This window comes from Pseudomonas sp. KH_017 (assembly GCF_057840285.1).
The window spans coordinates 1,490,269-1,513,113 of sequence record NZ_CM174509.1 but is presented as its reverse complement, the minus strand read 5'-3'; the positions used below and the strand labels follow the sequence as shown (position 1 = coordinate 1,513,113).

Sequence of the window (22,845 nt, the reverse complement as noted above, 5' to 3'; positions counted from 1 at the left end):
AGGACCTCGCTGTGAACCCCGTCGATATTTTCCGTTTACTGTCCCTGGCGGCCATTTGGGGTGCGAGTTTTCTGTTCATGCGCATCATCGCCCCGGTGATCGGCAGCATTCCTACCGCTTTTTTCCGTGTATCGATAGCCGCTGCCGGACTGCTGGTGATTCTCGGCCTGATGCGCATCAGTTGGGATTTCAAGGGCAAACTCAAGACCGTGATGCTGCTCGGGGTGATCAACTCCGGGATTCCGGCGACGCTCTATTCGGTGGCCGCACAGGTGCTGCCGGCCGGTTACTCGTCGATTTTCAATGCCACGACCCCCTTGATGGGCGTGCTGATTGGCGGCCTGTTTTTCCATGAAAGGCTCACTGGCGCCAAACTCGGCGGCGTGTTCCTGGGGCTGTTCGGCGTGGGCGTGCTGACCCGAGCCGGTCCGGTGGCGTTCGATCTGAAACTGCTGATGGGTGCCGTCGCCTGCCTGCTCGCGACCACTTGCTACGGATTTGCGGGGTTTCTGGCCCGCCGCTGGCTCGATCAGGCCGGTGGTCTCGACAGCCGTTTGTCGGCAGTGGGCAGCATGCTCGGCGCGACGTTGTTCCTGCTGCCGCTGTTCGGCTACAGCGTGATCAACCAACCACCCGCGACCTGGGGCGGCTGGAGTGTCTGGCTCTCGTTGCTGGGGTTGGGCCTGGGATGCACGGCATTTGCGTACATTATTTACTTCCGGCTCCTGAGCTCGATTGGTCCGGTGAAATCGATGACTACGACCTTTTTGATCCCGCTGTTCGGTGTGTTGTGGGGGGCATTGTTTCTCGATGAGCCGCTGTCGATGGCGCATATCTATGGCGGGTTGTTGATTGCGCTGGCGTTGTGGCTGGTGTTGAAGCCGGCTGCTGTGAAACCGCAATTGGTGGCTGACCGATAGAACTGTTGCGTTGCGGATGACGCCTTCGCGGGCAAGTCGGATCGCCGCACCGCCGCTCCCACAGGGTTCCGTGTTGTACGCAAAATCCGTGTACGACATCAATCACTGTGGGAGCGGGCTTGCCCGCGAAGGCGGCTGATCAGACGCCAAAAATCACAAAGGCCCGGAGCATTGCTCCAGGCCTTGTCGGGCTTCCTTGCAATTACGCGGTTTTACGGAAGACGAATACCAGACCGACGATGATCAACAGCATGCCGAACAAGCTCAACAGCGCCAGCAACCCGTACAGCATCCCGGCCAACGACATCCCGGCCAGACCGATGCCCTGATAGACCACCATGATCAACCCGGTCAGCCCCAGGGCCAGGCCGAACATCCGGCGCCAGGAACGCTGGCGCTCCATCATCACCACGGTGAGGATCGGCTGCACGCCCATGATGGTCGCCATCACCCCGGGGGTGACTTTAAGGTCGAGGGCCAGCAGATAGAAAATCTGATAAGCCCCCAACAACACCACACCGGTAGTCATCGCATACAGCATCGGTTTGCCGCCCTTGGGCAATTTCAGCTTGAGCAACGGCACCAGCAACACCAGACCGCATAGGGCGATGACGAAACGAAACATCAGGCAGGCATGGGGAACAGCAGAAGGCAGCTGATCAGCCCGAGATGCCAACGCCTGGCGGTAATACGAAGGCCGTCTTGTCAAAACCCTGGAGAACCTTGCATCGTGAAAAGTGTTCAATTAATAACCAGCAGCGGAGGGAAAATGCGCAAAGTAATCAAAAAATCCCCCACAAGGAAAAGCTCGCGTCTTACGGAAAAAAAGACCGCCGCTGTAGAGCTGACTGCCAGTCAGCAGCGTCTTCTAAAAATACTTGTAACAGGCATCGACGGCGAAGAACCTAGCCTTCTCGCCGGACGCCCTTAAAACTCGCAAGCAAAAAAAAAAACCGCTCACAACGAGCGGTTCTTTTATTCTGAAACCGGCTTCAGCCAAACAACCAATACCCCAACAACGTCAGCACCACCACCGCCAGCACTGGACGTAGTACACGGTAGGCCTTGGGGTTGCGCCGCTTCCATTGCTTGATCACACCACTGAATTTATCGCTGGAGCTCTTGCTCCAGGCGTAGGCCTGGTTGATCCCGCCCACACGCTCGTCGTCCAGGTTCTGAGGGGCGGTGGCGCGACCCAGCCAGGCACTGATACTGCGATTGATGCAGGTCATGAAGCGATTGCTCAGCGGACGTTCGATATCGCAGAACAGGATGACTCGGGGCTTTTGTGTTTCATTCTTGACCCAGTGCACGTAGGTCTCGTCGAACATCACATCGTCACCATCGCGCCAGGCGTAAACCTGCCCGTCGACAAAGATGCGGCAATCATCGGAATTGGGGGTGGACAGTCCCAAGTGATAACGCAGGGAGCCGCCAAACGGATCGCGATGCGGGTTGAGGTGGCTGCCGCCCGGCAGCAGCGCGAACATGGCGCCTTTGACACTGGGAATGCTACTGACCAGTTCCACGGTTCTCGGGCACAAGGCTTCGGCGGAAGGCAGCGGTTTGTCATACCACTTGAGATAGAAACGCTTCCAGCCCTTCTTGAAGAACGAGCCAAAACCGGCGTCGTTGTTTTTTGCCGCCACGCGGATATACCCCTCGTCGAACAAGTGCATCGCTTCGTCGCGAATCACCTCCCAGTTGTCCTTGAGCACATCCAGTTCCGGGAACTTGCTGCGATCCAGATACGGTTTCGAAGGCACACTGGAAAACAGGTACATCAAGGCGTTATAGGGTGCGAACAGTGCCGAATGGTTAACGAACTGGCGCAAAACCGGCAGACGCGCATTGCCGCGTAAATGCACATAGAGGGTGCTGCCGAGAAACAGCAGCAACAACGAGGCCTTCGCGGCAAACGATAAGGTCATCAACAACTCCTTTGAAGATAAACGATATGCCACCACGTCCATTGCCCGACATGGCTGCCAGCATGATAAACACTACCGACCCGGTGAAAACCTGCACTTTTCAACATTCAATGTTAATGAATGTGCAACAAAGCTTTTCTTAACATAAGGTGCCTGATCGCCGGCTGATGCAAATCCATCATCAACCGGACCAGTTCAATGGATCGCAACCCGCGACAACGCCTCAACCATCACCGCCAGCCACGACCCGCCAATGTTCAGCGCTTACTGTTGATTCTCCTGCTCGGTAAACAGATCACTGAACAGCATGCTCGACAGGTAACGCTCACCGGAATCCGGCAGGATCACGACGATGGTCTTACCCTGCATTTCCGGGGTCTCCGCCAGTCTTACAGCCACTGCCATGGCAGCGCCGCAGGAAATCCCGCACAAAATTCCTTCTTCCTGCATCAAGCGCAAGGCCATGGCCTTGGACTCTTCGTCGCTGACCAGTTCCACCCGATCGACGATCGACAAATCGAGGTTCTTCGGCACAAAACCGGCACCAATGCCCTGGATCTTGTGCGGGCTCGGCTTGATTTCTTCACCGGCCAGGGCCTGGGTGATCACCGGCGACACCGCCGGCTCCACCGCTACCGAGAGTATCGGCTTGCCCTGGGTATTCTTGATATAGCGTGAAACCCCGGTGATGGTTCCACCGGTTCCGACGCCTGCCACCAGCACGTCGACCGCGCCGTCGGTATCGTTCCAGATTTCCGGGCCGGTGGTTTTTTCGTGGATGGCCGGGTTGGCCGGGTTGTCGAATTGCGCCGGCATGAAGTACTTCGACGGGTCGCCGGCAACGATTTCACCGGCTTTCTCGATGGCGCCCTTCATGCCTTTGGCCGGCTCGGTCAACACCAGTTCGGCACCCAGAGCCTTGAGCACCTTGCGGCGTTCGATACTCATGGACGCCGGCATGGTCAGCATCAGTTTGTAGCCACGGGCGGCGGCCACGAAGGCCAGGCCGATGCCGGTATTGCCGGAGGTGGGTTCGACGATGGTCATGCCCGGCTTGAGTTTGCCACTACCCTCGGCATCCCAGATCATGTTCGCGCCGATCCGGCACTTGACCGAGTAACCCGGGTTGCGCCCTTCGATCTTGGCCAGAATGGTCACACCACGCGGCGCAATGCGATTGATCTGCACCAGCGGCGTGTTGCCGATGGAGTGGGCGTTGTCAGCGAAAATGCGGCTCATGGCTGGGTCCTTAACGACAGCATTGAAATAGGGCATCAAGGTAAGCCCTCTTGCCCGCAGGCGTCCAGTCAGGTCGAACGTCCGCTTATCAGTGCAGTCAATGGCTTTAGATCGTCAGAGATTTGCCGCCATGAAACGTCGATACAGTTGGCCCCTGCGGACCCTCATCGGCCTCGTTCTGTTGCTGATAGCGCTCCACATCGCCTTGCCCTATCTGGTGCGCGACTACCTCAATGAGCGACTGGCGAACATGGGCGACTACCGCGGCCAAATCACCGACGTGGACCTGGCCCTGTGGCGCGGGGCCTACAAAATCAACGGACTGAAAATCGTCAAGATCGATGGCAAGGTTCCGGTGCCTTTCGTCAACGCGCCGTTGATCGACCTCTCGGTCAGTTGGCATTCGCTGTGGTACGACCGGGCGGTAGTAGCCGAGGTGCAGTTCATCAATCCCGAGGTCAACTTCGTCGATGGCGGGGCCAACAAGCAAAATTCCCAGACCGGCGAGGGTACCGACTGGCGTGCACAATTAGGCAAGCTGCTGCCCATTACCCTGAACGAAGTGCGGATCAACGACGGCAAGATCAGTTTTCGCAACTTCAACTCCAAACCACCTGTGAACATGAATGCCACAAACGTGGATGCCAACCTCTACAACCTGACCAACGTGGTCGACACCAAAGGCAAGCGTGATGCGCGCTTCGAAGGCAAAGCCCTGCTGCTGGGGCACGCGCCACTGGAAACCACGGCCACTTTCGATCCCTTGAGCGACTTCGAAGACTTCGAGTTTCGCTTGCGCACCACGGATATCGAGCTCAAGCGCTTGAACGACTTCGCCGCAGCCTACGGCAAGTTCGACTTCAATGCCGGCCATGGCGACGTGGTGATCGAAGCCTCAGCCAACAAGGGACGACTGACCGGCTATATCAAGCCACTGCTGCGCGATGTTGATGTGTTCAATTGGCAGCAGGATGTGCAATGCGAGGACAAAGGGCTGTTCCGCTCGATTTGGGAAGCCCTCGTCGGCGGCACCGAGACCGTGTTGAAAAACCAGGGCAAAAACCAGTTTGCGACAAAAGTCGAACTGCACGGCAACGTGCATCAGCAAGATATCAGCGCGTTTCAGGCTTTTTTGCAGATTTTACGCAATGGATTCATCCAGGCGTTCAATGCGCGGTATGAACGGCCCAAGCCGGATGCCGGTTAATTTTTGCGCGTGATGATGTAGCGGCCTGTTTCCTCGGCCGCCCGCGGCGCGTTCGCTTGCAACTGCAAGAAATCCCACCCAAGACAGGCCAGTGCCAGGGACCGCGGCACCGCTTCCTTGCCACGGCTGTAACGACTGATGCTGCGGGTACTGATCCCCAGTGCCTCGGCGGCCTGTGTGAGTGACAGCCCGGTGCGAGCGCGCCAGTCGATGAAGATCCGGGTATTTTCGTCGCAGGCATTTTGTGCGATCGCATCCAGGTACAACGTGTCTGCACCAATCTGGATGTCCTGCTCAGGCCACTCGACGCACCAGCCATCATCAGCCAGAGCCGCGCCATCGAACGCGCGTCCCTGCAGTGGTTGCAAGCCTGGTAAGGCCAGCAAATCCCGGCTCAGGTCGAGAGTCAGTTGCTGGCCGTCAATAAAGGTCAACGCCAGGCGATACTCCGGCAGTGCCTGTACGGCCAGCAGTCGTGGTCGTTTCATGGGTAACATCGTTTCCAGTCCTCGAGCAGTTGCGCCTGATGGGCCCTGACCCAATCCAGTGCTTCCCTGATGATCAGGGGCGGAGCCCTGCCTACCATCACCTCGACGGTTTCCAGGCTGAGCATGACGTCCAGCCCGCCACCAGTTAGATGAACGTGAGGCGGTGGATGATCCTTTTCGCGCAATTGAATGCGATATGTATCTCGAAATCGGTATTTAGTAGACATGCCCGGCAAGCTATCGCCAAAATGGCGATAGCTCAATACTGGCCAGCAGCCGAGACTGAGTCAAGATGTGACGCCCCATTCAGAGACTGAATAAGCCGTCTGCGTTCACAGTCGACCGGGCACCGCGTTATAGTCGGGGCTGACTCTTTTATTGCGCCCCCCGCCCTGCCTCGTTCAGGTCGGCGTTACCGTTCGAGGATTAGCAGATGAAGTTCGAAGGCACCCAGGCCTACGTCGCCACCGATGACCTGAAGCTGGCGGTCAACGCCGCCATCACCCTGGAGCGGCCGTTGCTGGTCAAGGGCGAACCGGGCACCGGCAAGACCATGCTCGCCGAGCAACTGGCCGAATCCTTTGGCGCCAAGCTGATTACCTGGCACATCAAATCCACCACCAAGGCCCATCAAGGCCTGTACGAGTACGACGCGGTCAGCCGCCTGCGCGACTCGCAACTGGGCACGGAAAAGGTTCACGACGTTCGCAACTACCTGAAAAAGGGCAAGCTCTGGGAAGCTTTCGAGTCCGAGGAGCGGGTGATCCTGCTGATCGACGAAATCGACAAGGCCGATATCGAGTTCCCCAACGACCTGCTGCAAGAACTCGACAAGATGGAGTTCTACGTTTACGAGATCGACGAGACCATCAAGGCCAAGAAACGCCCGATCATCATCATTACTTCCAACAACGAGAAAGAGCTGCCGGACGCGTTCCTGCGCCGCTGCTTCTTCCACTACATCGCCTTCCCGGATCGCGTCACGATGCAGCGGATCGTCGACGTGCATTACCCGGACATCAAGAAAGACCTGGTCAGCGAAGCGCTGGACGTGTTCTTCGACGTGCGCAAGGTGCCGGGCCTGAAGAAAAAGCCATCGACCTCCGAACTGGTGGACTGGCTGAAGCTGCTGATGGCCGACAACATCGGCGAAGCGGTGCTGCGTGAACGCGATCCGACCAAGGCCATCCCGCCGCTGGCCGGGGCGCTGGTGAAAAACGAACAGGACGTGCAACTGCTGGAGCGTCTGGCGTTCATGAGCCGTCGCGGCACCCGCTAAGAGACTGATGCCATGTTGCTCAACCTGTTCAATGAAATGCGTGCAGCCAAGGTGCCGGTTTCGGTACGCGAGCTTCTGGACCTGATCAACGCGTTGAAACAGCGCGTGACCTTCGCCGACATGGACGAGTTTTACTACCTGTCCCGGACGATTCTGGTGAAGGATGAAAAGCATTTCGACAAGTTCGACCGAGCCTTCGGTGCCTACTTCAACGGTCTGGAAAAGCTCGACGACCACCTGCAAGCGCTGATTCCCGAAGACTGGCTGCGCAAGGAGTTCGAACGCTCGCTGACCGACGAAGAGCGGGCGGCGATCCAGTCCCTGGGTGGCCTGGACAAGCTGATCGAAGAGTTCAAGAAACGCCTCGAAGAACAGAAGGAACGCCACGCCGGCGGCAACAAGTGGATCGGCACCGGTGGCACCAGCCCGTTCGGTTCCGGCGGTTTCAACCCGGAAGGCATTCGGGTCGGCGATGCCGGCAAGCGCCAGGGCAAGGCGGCCAAGGTCTGGGACCAGCGCGAATACAAGAACCTCGACGATTCTGTCGAACTGGGCACGCGCAACATCAAGGTCGCCCTGCGGCGCTTGCGCAAGTTCGCCCGTCAGGGCGCGGCGGAAGAACTGGACATCGATGGCACCATCGACCACACCGCCAAGGATGCCGGCCTGCTGAACATCCAGATGCGGCCGGAGCGGCGCAACACCGTCAAGCTGTTGCTGCTGTTCGACATCGGCGGCTCGATGGACGCCCATGTGAAGATTTGCGAGGAATTGTTCTCGGCCTGCAAGACCGAGTTCAAGCACTTGGAGTACTTCTACTTCCACAACTTCATTTATGAATCGGTGTGGAAGAACAACATGCGCCGCACCTCCGAGCGCACCTCGACCATGGACCTGCTGCACAAGTACGGCGCCGACTACAAAGTGATCTTCATCGGCGACGCCGCCATGGCGCCCTACGAAATCACCCAGGCGGGCGGCAGCGTCGAGCACTGGAACGAAGAAGCAGGTTACGTGTGGATGCAGCGGTTCAAGGAGAAGTACAAGAAGCTCATCTGGATCAACCCGTATCCGAAGGACACCTGGGGCTATACCTCGTCGACCAATATCGTGCGGGATTTGATCGAGGACCAGATGTATCCGCTGACTCTTCGCGGGTTGGAAGAAGGGATGCGGTTTCTTTCCAAGTAGAAATTCGTCGCCTGTGAAGGCCTCTTCGCGAGCAAGCCCGCTCCCACATTGGTTTTGTGCACGACACAGATCAAATGTGGGAGCGGGCTTGCTCCGGGCGGCGATCCGACGAAGCTTTTAGCGGTGTGTGAAGCGCTGCAAATACTCGACATGCTCACGATGAGCGACATCCTGCACCACCGGCCGCAACCGCACCCGCGCCCCCGGCAAACACTGCGCCAGCCGCGCCAGCGCCAACGGTGTCAACGCCCCCAATCGCGGATAACCACCGATGGTCTGCCGATCATTGAGCAACACAATCGGCTGCCCGTCGGGCGGTACCTGAACAGCCCCCAGCGGGATACCTTCGGAAATCATCGGTTTGCCCTGGTACTGCAGCGCCGTGCCCAACAGGCGAACCCCCATCCGGTCGGCTCGGCTGTCGAGGCTCCACACGCTGTTGAACGCGTCGAACAGGCTCTGCCCGCTGAACTCTCCAATCTGTGCACCGAGCACCAGATCCAGCACTGGGTCGCCGGTGAAATCCGGTATGCATTGGCTCGGCAACTCGCGCAGCAATACCAGCGAGCTCCCCGAATAGCTCAAGGACGCGCCTTTACCCAGCGCATGGCCCATTCCGTCCAGGCCGCCGAGCTCCTCACGGACCACCGTCGCGCTGCTGCCCAGCACTTTCGGTGCATCAAACCCACCCGGCGCCGCCAGATAAGCCCTGGCCCCGAGCAACGGCCGGGTGAATTGCAAACGCTGACCTTTGTGCAGCCTGAAACTGCGCCACGGGGCCAACGCCTCGCCATCCACCTGCGCACCCAAATCCGCTCCGGCCAGCGCCAACACGCAATCATCCTCGGCCACGACAGTGAACCCGCCGAGGGTGATTTCAATCACCGTCGCATCCAGCCCGTTGCCCAGCAGCCAGTTGGCCCACGACATCGAACGCCAATCGGCGGCTCCACCCTGGGTCACGCCCAGATGCCGCACGCCGAAACGCCCGGCATCCTGCAACAGGCACAGCGCCGTACTCGCTTCAATCATCAGACAGCTCATGCCTGGGCCTCCAGTGGCGTATCGTCACCGCCCAGGTTAATGAATTCGGCATGGCCGACCGCTTCGAACCGTACGGTGTCACCGGGTTGCATCAGGCTGTAGCCGTCACGGTGGCGATCGAACAATTTGGCCGGCGTGCGGCCGATCAAATTCCAGCCCCCCGGCGACACCACCGGGTAAGCCGCCGTCTGCCGTTCGGCGATGCCGACACTGCCGGCCGCGACTTTCTTGCGTGGCGTGTTCAGACGCGGCGCGGCGAGCACCTCTTCTACCAGTCCCATGAAGGCGAAGCCCGGCGCAAAGCCCAAGGCGAACACCTGATATTCACGCTCGCAGTGACGACGGATCACCTCCTCCACCGCCAACCCGCTGCGTTGCGACAACAGGTTCAATTCCGGACCAACGCTCAAGTCGTACCACACCGGCAACACATGGCAGGTACCGCGCGTACGCGCATTGGGCGACAGATCGATCAGCGCCTGGGCAATCAATTCCCGGGCCTGGGCGGGACTCAGCGCGGTCAAGTCGTAATGCACCATCAAGGTGGTGTAGGACGGCACCAGATCGATCAGATGCCCGGCGAACGCCGTGCGCAGACTTTCACTGGCTGCCAGCATCCACGGCATGTTGGATTCGGCAATTTCATCGAACAGGCGCACCATCAGGCAATCCAGCGCCACCACTTCTACCCGCAGCTTCATGACGCGCTCTGCCGGTTCAAGGCTTCACGGATGCGTTGCACGGCAGCGACCGAACTGGCGTTGTCGCCGTGCACGCACAGGGTATTGGCCTGCAAATGCAGGGCGCTGCCGTCGCTGGCGGTGAGCGGATCGCCACGGGCGATGGTCAGCGCCTGCTCGATGATTTTTTCCGGATCGTGATGCACCGCTCCCGGCAGTTGTCGTGACACCAGCCTGCCGGCGCTGTCGTAAGCGCGGTCGGCGAACGCCTCGAACCACAGGGTCACGCCGTATTCATCGCCCAGTTGTTGGGCCGCACTGTTGTCGCGGGTCGCCATCAACATCAGCGGCAGGCTGCGGTCATAGGACGCTACCGCTTGCAGCACAGCGCGTAATTGCGCCGGGTTGGCCATCATGTCGTTGTACATCGCGCCATGGGGTTTGACGTAACTGACCCGTCCGCCCTGGGCTCGGCAGATGCCGTCGAGGGCGCCGATCTGGTAATGCAGAATGTCTTGAAGTTCCTGGGTGGCATAGGCCATGGAGCGACGGCCGAACCCCACCAGGTCCTGATAGGCCGGATGCGCGCCAACTTGCACACCGTGGCTGAAGGCCAGGCTGACGGTCTTGCGCATGATGCTCGGGTCGCCGGCGTGAAAACCGCAGGCGATGTTGGCGCAATCGATGAAGGGCATGATTTCCGCGTCCAGACCCATGGTCCAGCTGCCGAAACTCTCGCCGATGTCGCAGTTCAATAGCAGGCGGCTCACGCTGAACACTCCTGTAGGCTTTATTCTTTTCAGCTGCGGGACATATCTGTAAGACAGTCCCGCAGGTTATCAGTTACTGGGCGTCGAGTTGCTTGCCACGGGTTTCCGGCAGGCTCAGGGCCGCGAGGATCACCACGCCGTAGGAAACCGCCGCAAAGGCACCGATGCCTACACTCAGCGGCACGGTCTGGCTGAGCAGGCCGATCAGCAGCGGGAACAACGCCGCCAGCGCCCGGCCGATGTTGTAGCAAAAACCCTGGCCCGAACCGCGAATGCGGGTAGGGAACAATTCGGTCAGAAACGCGCCCATGCCACTGAAGATCCCCGAGGCGAAGAAGCCCAGCGGAAAGCCCAGCCACAGCATCACGCCGTTGCTGACCGGCAGTTGCGTGTACAGCAAGACAATGGTGAACGAGCCGACGGCGAACAGGATGAAGTTCTTTTTACGTCCGAGGATGTCAGTCAAATAAGCGCTGATGACGTAACCGACGTAGGACCCGATGATCACCATCGCCAGATAACCGCCGGTGCCGAGTACGCTCAAACCGCGCTCGTTTTTTAGAAAAGTCGGCAGCCAGGACGTGATCGCGTAGTAGCCGCCCAGCGCGCCGGTGGTTAGCAACGATGCACGAATCGTGGTGAAGAGCATGCCGGGGGCGAAGATCTCGTAGAACTTCGACGGATTGCTCGGCTCCTGTCTGGCTTTGGCTTCACGATAGATTTCCGGGTCCTTGACCAGACGGCGGACGAATATCACGAAGACTGCCGGCACGATGCCGAGGATGAACAGCGCGCGCCAGGCGTCTTCCGGTGGCAATACCGAGAACAGCAGCGCATACAGAATCGCGGTCAGCCCCCAACCCAGCGCCCAGCCGGATTGCACCATGCCCACAGCCTTGCCACGGTCCTGGGCACGAATCACCTCGCCGATCAGCACCGCGCCGGCCGTCCACTCGCCGCCGAAACCGAAACCCATCAACGTGCGGGCAATCAGCAGTTGCTCGTAGCTCTGGGCAAAGCCGCAGAGGAAGGTGAAGAAGGCAAACCACAGCACGGTCAGTTGCAAGGTGCGCACACGACCAATGCGGTCGGAGAGAATCCCCGCCACCCAGCCACCGATGGCCGAAGCGATCAGCGTGCTGGTGTGAATCAGCCCGGCCTGGCCGGTGGTGATGCCCCACATGGCAATCAGGGTCGGCACCACGAAGCTGAGCATCTGGGTGTCCATGCCGTCCAGGCCATAGCCGATCTTGCAGCTCCAGAAGGTGCGGCGTTCCTGCTGATTGATATTGCGATACCAGTCGAAAGGTCCCGGACGGGCCGAGGCTTTCGGAATGGCGGTGGTGTCGGGCGCACTCATGGCAAATCTCCGCGCTGATTTTATTGGTATTGTTCTGAGCCCCGACGACGCCTATCGTGGGAACCGGATGCGTCGATTTTTGGACGCGCGCCCCTGCTGCGTCCAACTAATAAAAACCCGCCTTAGACATAAGAAATCCTTATCCCATGAACCTGAAGTTTCTCGAGACCTTCGTCTGGGTCGCCCGACTCAAGAGTTTCCGCCTGACCGCCGACAAGCTCTTCACCACCCAGGCCTCGATTTCCAGCCGCATCGCAGTGCTTGAGGGCGAGCTCGGGGTAAAGCTGTTTCTGCGCGATTCGCGCGGTGTGAGCCTGACGCCGGAAGGCCTGAAAGTGCTTGATTACGCCGAGCAGATGATGGACACCATGCAAGCACTCAAGCAGTCGATCGAGACCCGTTCGAGCAAGGCCGGACGGGTGCGCATCGGCGTGATGGACACGGTAATCCACACCTGGCTCAGCCCGTTGGTGGCGCAGATGACCGATCACTACCCGCTGGTGGAAATCGAGCTGGTGGCCGATACCTCGCTGAACCTCTGCGATCAGCTGCAAAAAGGCTTTCTCGACGTGATCCTGCAAACCGACCTGCTGCGCCAGGAAAGCGTGCGCAGCCTGGAACTGGCCAGCCACCCCATGGGCTGGATTGTCGCCAGCAATTCCCTGTACAACCGTGAGTATTCAGGCGTCGCCGATCTGGCGAAAGAGCGGATCATTACCTACTCGAAAAACTCTCACCCGCATCAGGAAGTGCTCGCCCTGATGCAGGCCAATGGCGTAACGGCGCCACGTCTGAACTGCGTGAACTCGGTGTCGGCGATTACCCGGCTGCTGCGCGACGGCTTTGGCATCGGCGCATTGCCGCCGGTGCTGGTGGCCGAGGAACTGGCGCGCGACGAATTGACCTTGCTGGACATCGATCAACGACCACCCGACTTGCAGGTGGTGGTGTCGTGGCGGGTGGGCGTTGAGTGGGTCGAAGAGATCGTGACGTTATGTCAGCACGTGGTGGAGCACTATGCGCAAAAGGTAGGCAAGCACTACATGGTCTTGAGCAAACCCCAGGCCAGACTCTGAAAAGGAGCTTCCCACATCACAAGTAGCAATCGCTATCATTTGCATTAATATTTGAAAAATGTATTCTCTGCGCGCATTCAGCTAAACCACTGTCCTGAAGGAGTCGGACTTGATGCGCGCTTACACGCAAAAACAGCAGCAATTGCTCTCAAATTGGAGCGAAGCCCTCGGCACTCCGGCCTTCCAGTCCCACCGCATCACCCTCGACCATTTGAGCAATGCCCTGGAGCCCGCCGCCCAGCGCTGCTTCCAACGCCTGATCCAGGCGCTGTTTCGCGAAGGTCTGATCAACTCCGACGCCTGCGAATACGACGACAACAATCGTTGCTGGCTGCCGCTTGGCGACGGTGCGCAGCTTTGCTTCGATCACCTGACGGGCGGAAGAATGAACAGCTGGGACGTGCGTGGCAGCGTCGTCCTGCACACCCCCGACAGCCTGCCCCAGAAAATCCAGTTGCCCAGCGAACTGCTCGCTCACCTCAGCACTCAGCTCAACCCGCCCGCCTCCCCGCAGGTACTGGAACGTCTGGCCCGCGAGCTGGACGATAGCTACAGCAACGACACTCTGTGCCTGGCGTTCCACCATGGATGGACCGAGCGCCTGAGAGAGCAGATCGACACCGAGCACAACGACAATCTGTTCGCCTGGCTCAAAGCCAGCCCCGACCACCAGAACCCGACGTCACTGCTCGAACAGTGGGGCACGCTCGGCCACCCCTGGCATCCGAACTACAAGACCAAACTGGGCTTGAGCGCTGCGCAGGTCATCGCTTTCTCACCGGAATTCGAAGCGAGTTTTCCGATTGTGCTGTGCGCCCTGCACCGTCAGTACACATACGTCGAGTCACTGGCCGGCACCGCCGATTACTGGGACTGGTGGCAGGGCCACTTCCCGCAGGCCGCCGAACAATTGCAGCACTATTTGCAGCAACGGGGCCTGGAAGCAACGGACTACCTCCCGCTGCCGTCGCACCCATGGCAAGCCAATGAAGAACTGCCCAATTCGTTCGCCGGCGAGATCGCCGACAACCTGCTGATCGTCACCGACATCGTTGCCTTCACCGGCCACCCGACCATGTCCTTCCGCACGGTCGTACCAGAGGCCAGCCGCGTTGCGCCGATGGTCAAATTGCCGGTGGCCTTGCGACTGACCAGCGTGCAGCGCACCGTGTCGCCGCGCTCGGCCCGGATGGGTCCGCGCATCAGCCAACTGATACTGCAGATTCTCGATCATGAACCGCAGATTCAGCGCCTGCTGAACATCGTGCCGGAGCGCATCGGCGTGCACTACGCGCCACAACCGGCCAATGACGAACGGTCCCGACATGCCGCCGTGCTGTACCGCGACAACCCGCTGACCCTGCTGCAAGAAGGCGAACTGGCCGTGCCGGTCGGCAGCCTGTTCGCCGTCAACGAATTCGAACAACCGTTGCTGCGTGACTGGGTGCAGCTGGCTCAGGGCCGTGACGACAGCGAGGCCATGCTGGCGTTCTTCGATGATTACCTGTCGATTGCCGTCCCGAGCCTGCTGGGCATCTACCTGATGTATGGCGTGGCGTTCGAAGCGCACCAGCAAAACAGCTTCATGGTGATGGGTGCTGACGGGCAGTTGAATCGGCTGCTGCTGCGTGACTTCGGCGACATTCGCATCGATCGCAAAACCCTGCACGCCAAGGGTCTGGATATCCAGTTGCACGATCCGAAAATGACCCTGTACGACGACGCTGGTTTTGTCCGCGACAAGCTCCTGCACACCACGTTCATGTGCCACCTCGGTGAGTTGACGTTGCTCTGCGCCCGCCACTGGAACGTGCCGGAAAACAGCCTTTGGGAGCGCTTGGCCACGCACGTCGAACAGTGCTTCGAGAGCGTGCGCGAGCACGTCGAACCGGCACGCTGGGAAAGCGAACGCCAGGCCCTGCTGGAACAGGATTGGCCGGCCAAATCGTTCATGCGCATGCGCTTGCACGACAGCCACGCCGACATCGTCGGACGCCTGAGTAATCCGCTGCGAACCATCGCCGATGCTCGCTGATGGTCGTGCGTTGCGACTGCTGATCGTCATCCAGTTTGTCTCCATGGGTGCCATGGAAATGAGCGGCCCGTTCTGGCCCTTGCAGATCCAGCATCTGCTTGGGCCAGAGGGCGCCGACTACACCGCGCTGCTATCGGCGCTGGTGTATGCCGGCCCGATGCTGGCGGCCATGCTGCTGACGCCCGCGTGGGGACGCTTGGGTGATCGCACCGGGCACAAGCCGATGATCGTTCGGGCGTTGCTGGCACTTGCGCTGTGCCAAGGGCTGGCGGCGATTACCCTCGACCCGTGGCTGCTGGTGGGCATTCGCGTGATGCAAGGCGCATTGGCCGGATTTCTCGCCGCCGCGCAAGCCTATGCCCTGGCCTGCTGCGACAGTTCCCGGCGCGGTCACACCCTGGCCCGTCTGCAATCGGCGACCGCCGTCGGCTCGTTGATCGGCCCGGTACTGGGCGGTTGGCTGATGGATATCTCGGGGTTTGCCCTGCTCTGTTATGGCGCGTCGGCGATTTGCCTGCTGTGTGCACTGGGGAGCTTTTTCCTGCCGGCCGACAAGGCGCGAGCCTCGACGAAGAAACCGGTTGCGCCTGTGGCCCTGCCTAAAGGCTGGCTCAGTGGAATCCTGTTGGTGATCGTGTTGATTCAAGCCGCGAAGATGATGCCGCAACCCTTCTACGCGCTGTACGTCGCCGACATTCTGCACGCACCGGGCTGGCTGATCGGCGCCACTTACGCGGCGAGCGCCGCGACCCTGGCCATCTCCGCCCCGCTGTGGGGGCGTCTGTTCGACCGCTGGCAGCCGGCTTACACCTTGCGCGTCATCGAAGGCGTTGCCTGGCTCTGCGCCCTGACGCTCGCGGCCACGGCACTGGCTAACGAATGGCTGGGTTTTCTCGTCAGCCGGTTGGTCTGGGGCATCTGGCAAGGCGCACTGCTCCCCGTCGCCTATGCGCTGATCGCCAACACCGTGTCTTCAAGCCAGCAGGGTTTTGCCCTCGGCCTGGGCAACAGCGCGGCCAAGGCTGGCGCTCTGCTCGGTGCCGTCCTCGGCGGGATCGGCATGGGGCTGGTCGGCCTGGCCCACAGTTTCTGGTTGGTGGCGCTGACCTACGCACTGGCTGCCTTCGGAATCCGTTGGGTGCGCTCATTCACCTCCACACCTGACCCCGCAATCTTGTCTACCCACACTTATCACGACTAAAAAAAAGACCAACTCATGACCCGAACCAAACTTTCTTTGATGATTCCGCTACTCGGCTCCTTCAGCGCCCAGGCCTGGGCCGAGGACACCGACCAGCAACCGGGCACATTGAACATGCAGGCCACCGTCGTTTCCGCGACGCGCAGCGAAGCGACCATTGCCTCGATTCCAGGCTCGGTCCAGGTGATCGACGAACAACAGATCCGCCAACAGAGTGGCGCCGGGCGTCGGGTCTCCGACATCCTGGGGCAACTGGTTCCCGGCCTGGCGCCGTCCAGCGGCGGGATGAGCAACTTCGGCCAGACCCTGCGCGGGCGCAACATGCTGGTGTTGATCGACGGCGTGTCGCAGAACGCCACGCGTGACAACTTCCGCCAGCTCAACAGCATTGCGCCGGCCAGTATCGAACGCATCGAGGTGGTTTCCGGCGCCAGCAGCATTTATGGCGCCGGTGCTTCGGGCGGCATCATCAACATCATCACCAAGCGCAACCAGGGGCAGGACCTTGCCTACAGCAGCAAACTGGGCTTGACCACTGGCAACAACCTCAACAGCAAGGGTTTCGCCTACGAGGCCTTTCAGAGTGCGACCGGGCGCAAGGATGCCCTGGACTGGTACGTGTCCGCCGACCTGACCCAGCGCAACGATCAGTACGACGGCAATGGCAATCGCATCCCTCAGGACACGTCCCAGGGCAGCAACATGGACACCGACACCTATGACCTGCAAGGTCGTTTCGGTTACGAACTGGATGCCGATAAAAAACTCAGCCTGTCGCTGCAGGACTACAAGGACCAGCAGGACACTGACTACACAAAAAACCCGAAAAACCTGCAAGAGGCCGAGGCGGTCAAAGGACTGAAACTCGACGACCAGCCCTACACCCATAACCAGGCGGCCAACCTCAACTACACCGACAACGACTTCTACGGTCAGGGCCTGCAACTGGAAAGCTACTGGCGCCGGGCCGACGCGCTGTTCTTCCCGGACCTGTCGCGGGGCAAGGCTGGGATCGCCGACAACAACAGCGTGCAGGATGTGTATGGCCTGCGTGCGGCTATCGACACGCCGTTGCCGGCCATTGGCAGTGCCACAGGCAACCTGGTCTGGGGCGCCGACTATGATCACGAACGCTCCCGCCAGCGCGGTGACCAATACACCCTCAAAGGGCTGACCTACACCAAGACTGGCACCACTTACGAGCTGGGCCCGGATATCGAAACCACCACCAAGGCGCTGTTCGGGCAGATGTCCTGGGACATCGGTGACTGGACCTTGCGTGGCGGTGTGCGCCGCGAATGGATCGAAAGCGAGGTCTCCGACAGCATCGCCTACGGTCAGATCGTCCAGACCGGCGTACGTGCCATCCTGCCCGGTGACACCCTCAAATACGACGCCACGCTCTATAACCTGGGCGCGGTCTATCACCTGAGCGAACATCAGGACGTCTTCGCCAATTACAGCCAGGGGTTTTCGCTGCCGGACATCCAGCGCTTCTTGCGTGACGTGAACAGCACCTTCGACATCCAGAGCCTCAACGCCCAGGCCATCAAGGTCGATAGCTACGAGCTGGGCTGGCGCGGTGACTGGGACCGGTGGCAGGCCGACGTCACCGTCTATGAAAACACCTCGGACGTGACTCAGTTCTACGATGCCAATGACCGTGTCTTGCGTCTGATCAACCAGAAGGAGCGGGTTCGCGGCATCGAAAACAGCCTGACCTACCGCGCGACCGATCAATGGTCGGTGGGTGGCACCTATGCCTGGGCCAAAGGCGAGACCCAGCAGAACGGGAAATGGATCGATCTGCCGGCGACACGCATTTCACCGGCCAAAACCACGCTGTTCGTCGGCTACACCGAAGACGACTACTCCCTGCGTCTGCAAGGCATGCACCTGTCCAGTTACGACGCTGCCGCCAAGGACAACAACGGGCGCGACATCGAAGGCTATACACTGGTGGACCTGCTCGGCTCCGTGTACTTGCCGGTCGGTCGCCTGGAAGGCGGGGTGTACAACCTGACCGACCGCACGTACGTCAACCTGTTCGCCCAGGCCAACGCCAGAGCGCCATTCCCCAACGCCGAAGGCCGTACCTTGAGCATGACCTATTCGATCGATTGGTAATCAAGCAAGGAGTCGGCTTACCGGCTCCTTGACGTTCGCCGGTGTTATAGGCCGCGTAAATCCCGCTCTTCGATCGGCCGGCTCTGGCGCAGACGCTTGCCGCCCAGCACCACCCAGTCGATCAGACGGAACAGGCACTCGATCCCGAACGACAGCAGCAACGCGCCGCTCATGCCCCAGACCATCGCCTCGGGCGTCAACAGGATCTGGTAGCTGTAGCCATTCCAGGTTTCCTTGCGGATATCCGGATCGGCGGCCAACACCACTTGCAGGAAGCGGATGTACCACGGGCCCTGCATCGCCTGGAATTGCTTGTCCAACGCCACCTGACGGGTCAGCAGGTTGCTCAGGCTGTCGGCATCGCTGCGAAAAATCGGGTCTTCACTGGCGCGGTAGTGGGCCACCAGGGCCTGCATGTCACCCTTGAAGAACTGATTGGCGGTGTTCTGAAAGCCACTCAACCCGGCTTGCGCCTCGATCAGATGCGCCTCTACCCGCTTGGCGTAATCGCTGATGAAGCCCGGCACCTGGACACCGATCAACAGGCCCGCCGCAAACAACACCAGCCGTAGATAACTGAGCAACATGGGGGTTGAATCCTTATGAGGTCTGGCCCTGGCTGACGCATTCGCCGCGTCGCCACAGGCTCCATTGACCCGGTTCGTAACGGGTCCAGGTTTCGTTTTCGGTCAGGGGTTCGGTGGCGATGACGGTGACCACATCGTTCGGCGTGGTTTCGGCCTGAAAATCGACGATCACGTCGACATCTTTCAAGCGCGCCGGGCCAAACGGTGCGCGACGGGTGATTTGCGCCAGTTTGGTCGAGCAATAGCAGAACAGCCAGTCGCCGTCGCTGAGCAGGCAGTTGAATACGCCTTTGCTGCGGTATTCGGCGCAAGCGGCCACCAGATCCGGCAGCAATGCTTCGACCTCGACCGGCTCGGGGAACGCCGCACGCACACGGTTGAGCAAATCACAGAACGCCGCTTCGCTGTCGGTATCGCCAACCGGGCGATAGAAACTGGCCGCCGGCTGGAAATCCGCCAACTGGCCGTTATGGGCGAAACACCAGTTGCGCCCCCACAGCTCACGGACGAACGGATGCGTGTTGGACAGGGAAACCTTGCCGACGTTGGCCTGGCGGATGTGCCCGATCACCACTTCGCTCTTGATCGGATAGCGCTGCACCAGATTCGCGACTTCCGACTCGCAGCTCGCCGCCGGGTCCTGGAACAACCGCAGCCCACGGCCTTCATAGAAGGCAATGCCCCAGCCATCGCGGTGCGGGCCGGTGCGTCCGCCGCGCTGCATCAGCCCGGTGAAGCTGAACACGATATCGGTCGGGACATTGGCGCTCATGCCCAATAACTCACACATGCTCGGACTCTCGCTCAATCGCAGGGGCAAAGTTACAGACGGGGTTCGACTCGCATCCGCTGAGGGCTGCTCGGCACGGGTGGACGTCCGTAACGATCATCGCCGGCACCGCCGAACGGTTGATCATCCTCAGGCTCGTCGGCACGGACAGCGGCTTTGGCGGCGGCAGCCTGCTCCTTGCGGGCGTTCGAGGCGCGCTCGATGGGGAAACGGATCGCCACCAGCACCAGATAGAGGCCGAACGCGATCATGCCGTACATCAACAGATCGGAAATCGCCCGCCAGGCGTTATTGCCGACCTTGAACAGCAGGTCGAGCGCGGTAATGGCGATGGCCGGTGCGATTTTATCCTTGACCGGGTCGATGATGGTCGGGCTGAACAGCAGCACGACCATCGCCAGCCGCAATGGCTCACGCAGCCAACGCCACATCCAGCGGGTCAAGCGCATCCACACCAACAGGCAGCCCAAAGCGGCGAAGGCGTAGAGGCCCCAAGCGATCAGATAGTCGTTCTCGGTCATGGTGTCCATGGCAAGGCAGGCAAAGAGGCGCTTATGATAACGGCTTTTCGCCCATCAGGCTGCATCAATGCCTGACTGTTGGGCGCTATCCATGTGGGAGCGGGCTTGCTCGCGAATGCGGCTTATCATTCAACAATGATATTGACTGACCCAACGCCTTCGCGAGCAAGCCCGCTCCCACAGGTTGCCAGCCCCTATTCCGTACACTGTTCGAGAGCCCTTCATGCCCCTATCCGCCAACATTCACGACGCTCCGATTGCCCACATGGCTGATGGCTCCGACCCGTATGCCTGGCTGCAAGAGCGCGACACCAAGGCAGTGCTCGACTACCTGAAGGCCGAAAACAGCTATCAGGAAGCACAAACCGCCGACCAGGCCGAGCTGCGTGAAACCCTGTTCGAAGAGATCAAGGGCCGGATTCTCGAGACCGATCTGTCCCTGCCCTCGCCGTGGGGACCGTATCTGTACTACACCCGCACCACGGCGGGCGATGAGTACGCCCGGCACTACCGCTGCCCGCGCCCGGCCGATGACAGCCTGACCCTCGACGAAAGCCGCGAACAACTATTGCTGGACCCGAACGAACTGGCCAACGGCGGTTTCTTTTCGCTCGGGGCGTTCAGCATCAGCCCGGACCACCAGCGTCTGGCCTACAGCATCGACTCCAGTGGCGAGGAGATTTACACGCTGTTCGTGAAGGAATTGTCCGACGGCCGTGTCAGTGAACTGGAATTCCAGGACTGCGACGGCAGCATGACCTGGGCCAACGACAGCCTGACGCTGTTCTTTGGCGAACTGGACGATACCCATCGTCCACACAAGCTGTATCGCTATCGACTGGACGGCACGGCGGCCGAAGAAGTGTTCCATGAGCCGGACGGACGCTTCTTCATGCATTGCTATCGTTCAAGCTCCGAGCAGCAATTGCTGCTGTCCGTGGGCAGCAAGACCACCAGCGAAGCCTGGGTCCTCGACGCCAACCAGCCGCTGCAAGCCTTTACCTGCATCGCGCCACGGGTCGAGGAGCATGAGTACGACGTCGACCACGGCGTACTCGACGGTCAATGGACCTGGTTCATTCGCAGCAACCGTGACGGCATCAATTTTGCCTTGTACACCGCTGTAGATACCGGTGCCGCGCCCACCGAAGCCGACTGGCAGAACCTGATCCCCCACAGTGACACGGTGATGATCGACGGCATCAGCCTGAACACCGGGGCCATGACCCTCAGCCTGCGGGTAGGCGGCTTGCCGGTCATTGAAGTTCACCCGCAAGGCCTGGCGCCTTATCGCGTGCAACTGCCAGACGCAGCCTACAGCCTGCACGTGCAAAACAGCCTGGAGTTCGAAAGCGACCAGATTCGCCTGCGCTACGAAGCGTTGAACCGTCCGGCGCAAATCCGCCAGCTTGAACTGGCGACCAGTGAGCAGAAAGTGCTCAAGCAAACCCCGGTGCTCGGCCCGTTCGATGCCGACGCCTACGTCAGCCAGCGCCTGTGGGCCACTGCGCCGGACGGCACGCAAGTGCCCATCAGCCTGGTGATCAAACGCACAGACCTGGGCAAACCCGTGCCGCTGTACCTCTACGGCTATGGTGCCTATGGCGAAAGCCTCGACCCGTGGTTTTCCCATGCGCGCCTGAGCCTGCTGGATCGCGGCATGGCGTTTGCCATTGCCCACGTGCGTGGTGGCGGCGAACTGGGGGAAGCCTGGTATCGCGCCGGCAAGCAGGAGCACAAGCACAACACCTTCAGCGACTTTATCGCCTGCGCCGAACACCTGATCGCCCAAGGCTTCACCACTGCACCGCAGTTGGCGATCAGCGGCGGCAGTGCCGGCGGTTTGCTGATCGGCGCGGTGCTCAATCAACGGCCGCAGCTGTTTGGCGCCGCCATCGCCGAAGTGCCGTTCGTCGACGTACTCAACACCATGCTCGACCCTGACCTGCCATTGACCGTGACGGAATACGACGAGTGGGGCAACCCTGAAGAACCGGACGTTCATGATCGGATCAAGGCCTACGCCCCGTACGAAAACGTCACCGCACAAGCTTATCCGGCGACCCTGGTGATCGCCGGCTACAACGACAGCCGCGTGCAGTATTGGGAAGCGGCCAAGTGGGTGGCGAAATTGCGCGCGACCAAGACCGACAGCAACCCCCTGCTGCTCAAGACTGAGCTGGGTGCCGGGCATGGCGGGATGAGCGGTCGATATCAGGGATTGCGTGACGTGGCACTCGAATATGCATTTTTGTTCAAGGTTTTGGGCATTGCCTGAGGAACCTGGCGCGGTGTGCCGGTCTTAATTCCGGACACTGGTAGCCGATACAACACCTGTGGGAGCGGGCTTGCTCGCGAAGGGGCCGCAACATTCAGCAGAGATGTTGACTGACACACCG

The 22,845-nt window shown here is 60.2% G+C and carries 21 protein-coding genes and 1 pseudogene; 10 read left to right on the top strand and 12 right to left on the bottom strand.

Going from position 1 to position 22,845, the window contains the following annotated elements:
- The first annotated feature begins 11 nt into the window (after positions 1-11).
- Positions 12-920, top strand: a complete 909-nt coding sequence (locus tag AC3IT6_RS06900) for a DMT family transporter (RefSeq protein WP_489354697.1) — start codon at positions 12-14, stop codon at positions 918-920.
- A 244-nt stretch (positions 921-1,164) separates the two neighbouring features.
- Here the strand turns inward: AC3IT6_RS06900 and AC3IT6_RS06895 are convergent.
- Positions 1,165-1,575 (bottom strand): annotated as a pseudogene (locus AC3IT6_RS06895) (EamA family transporter); the annotation flags it as partial.
- A gap of 114 nt (positions 1,576-1,689) precedes the next feature.
- Between AC3IT6_RS06895 and AC3IT6_RS06890 the strand changes: the two are divergent.
- Positions 1,690-1,851, top strand: a complete 162-nt coding sequence (locus AC3IT6_RS06890; protein WP_489354696.1) for a hypothetical protein — start codon at positions 1,690-1,692, stop codon at positions 1,849-1,851.
- Between the two features lie 61 nt (positions 1,852-1,912).
- Here the strand turns inward: AC3IT6_RS06890 and AC3IT6_RS06885 are convergent, their stop codons facing one another.
- Positions 1,913-2,851 carry an aspartyl/asparaginyl beta-hydroxylase domain-containing protein gene (locus AC3IT6_RS06885; protein WP_489354695.1) on the bottom strand — a complete coding sequence of 313 codons (939 nt, stop codon included), beginning with the start codon at positions 2,849-2,851 and terminating at the stop codon, positions 1,913-1,915.
- A gap of 264 nt (positions 2,852-3,115) precedes the next feature.
- Positions 3,116-4,090, bottom strand: coding sequence for a cysteine synthase A (gene cysK, locus AC3IT6_RS06880; protein ID WP_150724362.1), 975 nt, complete (start codon positions 4,088-4,090; stop codon positions 3,116-3,118).
- A 130-nt stretch (positions 4,091-4,220) separates the two neighbouring features.
- Here cysK and AC3IT6_RS06875 point away from each other — a divergent pair, with 130 nt between their 5' ends.
- Complete coding sequence (locus AC3IT6_RS06875; RefSeq protein ID WP_489354694.1) at positions 4,221-5,297, top strand: DUF748 domain-containing protein; 1,077 nt, start codon at positions 4,221-4,223, stop codon at positions 5,295-5,297.
- Here AC3IT6_RS06875 and AC3IT6_RS06870 read toward each other — a convergent pair.
- Both AC3IT6_RS06870 and AC3IT6_RS06865 read right to left on the bottom strand, forming a co-directional pair.
- Entirely contained in the window at positions 5,294-5,794 is a 501-nt protein-coding gene (locus tag AC3IT6_RS06870) for a DUF2442 domain-containing protein (RefSeq protein ID WP_223445853.1), read from the bottom strand. The genes AC3IT6_RS06875 and AC3IT6_RS06870 overlap by 4 nt on opposite strands.
- Positions 5,782-6,012 (bottom strand): DUF4160 domain-containing protein, encoded by a 231-nt coding sequence (locus AC3IT6_RS06865; RefSeq protein ID WP_191624905.1) that lies wholly within the window; start codon positions 6,010-6,012, stop codon positions 5,782-5,784. Before AC3IT6_RS06865 ends, AC3IT6_RS06870 begins: the two co-directional genes overlap by 13 nt.
- Positions 6,013-6,218: 206 nt before the next feature.
- On the opposite strand from AC3IT6_RS06865, the gene AC3IT6_RS06860 reads away from it, so the two are divergent.
- Positions 6,219-7,064, top strand: coding sequence for an AAA family ATPase (locus AC3IT6_RS06860; protein ID WP_007984829.1), 846 nt, complete (start codon positions 6,219-6,221; stop codon positions 7,062-7,064).
- A 12-nt stretch (positions 7,065-7,076) separates the two neighbouring features.
- Positions 7,077-8,255 (top strand): vWA domain-containing protein, encoded by a 1,179-nt coding sequence (locus AC3IT6_RS06855; RefSeq protein WP_046043874.1) that lies wholly within the window; start codon positions 7,077-7,079, stop codon positions 8,253-8,255.
- Positions 8,256-8,372: 117 nt separating this feature from the next.
- On the opposite strand, the gene AC3IT6_RS06850 is transcribed toward AC3IT6_RS06855, so the two are convergent.
- The 4 genes from AC3IT6_RS06850 to AC3IT6_RS06835 all read right to left on the bottom strand — a co-directional run bounded on the left by AC3IT6_RS06850 (position 8,373) and on the right by AC3IT6_RS06835 (position 12,109).
- Positions 8,373-9,299 carry a 5-oxoprolinase subunit C family protein gene (locus tag AC3IT6_RS06850; RefSeq protein ID WP_489354693.1) on the bottom strand — a complete coding sequence of 309 codons (927 nt, stop codon included), beginning with the start codon at positions 9,297-9,299 and terminating at the stop codon, positions 8,373-8,375.
- Entirely contained in the window at positions 9,296-10,000 is a 705-nt protein-coding gene (locus AC3IT6_RS06845) for a 5-oxoprolinase subunit B family protein (protein ID WP_489354692.1), read from the bottom strand. The genes AC3IT6_RS06850 and AC3IT6_RS06845 overlap by 4 nt, the downstream gene beginning before the upstream one ends.
- Positions 9,997-10,749, bottom strand: coding sequence for a 5-oxoprolinase subunit PxpA (locus tag AC3IT6_RS06840; RefSeq protein ID WP_489354691.1), 753 nt, complete (start codon positions 10,747-10,749; stop codon positions 9,997-9,999). The genes AC3IT6_RS06845 and AC3IT6_RS06840 overlap by 4 nt, the downstream gene beginning before the upstream one ends.
- A 73-nt stretch (positions 10,750-10,822) precedes the next feature.
- A complete protein-coding gene (locus AC3IT6_RS06835; RefSeq protein ID WP_489354690.1) occupies positions 10,823-12,109 on the bottom strand; it encodes an MFS transporter in 1,287 nt (428 codons plus the stop codon).
- Between the two features lie 146 nt (positions 12,110-12,255).
- On the opposite strand from AC3IT6_RS06835, the gene AC3IT6_RS06830 reads away from it, so the two are divergent.
- The 4 genes from AC3IT6_RS06830 (at position 12,256) to AC3IT6_RS06815 (ending at position 18,548) form a co-directional block, all read left to right on the top strand.
- A complete protein-coding gene (locus AC3IT6_RS06830) occupies positions 12,256-13,185 on the top strand; it encodes a LysR family transcriptional regulator (protein WP_489354689.1) in 930 nt (309 codons plus the stop codon).
- Positions 13,186-13,297: 112 nt separating this feature from the next.
- Positions 13,298-15,220, top strand: a complete 1,923-nt coding sequence (locus AC3IT6_RS06825; protein ID WP_489354688.1) for an IucA/IucC family protein — start codon at positions 13,298-13,300, stop codon at positions 15,218-15,220.
- Positions 15,210-16,421: an MFS transporter gene (locus AC3IT6_RS06820; protein ID WP_489354687.1), complete on the top strand. Its 1,212-nt coding sequence runs from the start codon at positions 15,210-15,212 to the stop codon at positions 16,419-16,421. The genes AC3IT6_RS06825 and AC3IT6_RS06820 overlap by 11 nt, the downstream gene beginning before the upstream one ends.
- A 15-nt stretch (positions 16,422-16,436) precedes the next feature.
- Entirely contained in the window at positions 16,437-18,548 is a 2,112-nt protein-coding gene (locus AC3IT6_RS06815) for a TonB-dependent receptor (RefSeq protein ID WP_489354686.1), read from the top strand.
- Between the two features lie 44 nt (positions 18,549-18,592).
- Here AC3IT6_RS06815 and AC3IT6_RS06810 read toward each other — a convergent pair whose 3' ends face one another.
- Genes AC3IT6_RS06810 through AC3IT6_RS06800 form a run of 3 tightly spaced genes read right to left on the bottom strand, consistent with a single transcriptional unit; the run spans position 18,593 to position 20,455 of the window.
- Positions 18,593-19,135 (bottom strand): DUF2937 family protein, encoded by a 543-nt coding sequence (locus AC3IT6_RS06810; RefSeq protein WP_150724352.1) that lies wholly within the window; start codon positions 19,133-19,135, stop codon positions 18,593-18,595.
- A 13-nt stretch (positions 19,136-19,148) separates the two neighbouring features.
- Entirely contained in the window at positions 19,149-19,925 is a 777-nt protein-coding gene (locus AC3IT6_RS06805) for a class II glutamine amidotransferase (protein WP_223445837.1), read from the bottom strand.
- A 32-nt stretch (positions 19,926-19,957) separates the two neighbouring features.
- The gene (locus AC3IT6_RS06800) at positions 19,958-20,455 is read right to left on the bottom strand and encodes an MFS transporter (RefSeq protein ID WP_489354685.1); all 498 of its coding nucleotides are present in this window, start codon (positions 20,453-20,455) and stop codon (positions 19,958-19,960) included.
- Between the two features lie 214 nt (positions 20,456-20,669).
- On the opposite strand from AC3IT6_RS06800, the gene AC3IT6_RS06795 reads away from it, so the two are divergent.
- On the top strand, positions 20,670-22,724 hold the full coding sequence (locus tag AC3IT6_RS06795; protein ID WP_489354684.1) for a S9 family peptidase: 2,055 nt from the start codon (positions 20,670-20,672) through the stop codon (positions 22,722-22,724).
- Positions 22,725-22,845 lie beyond the last annotated feature (121 nt).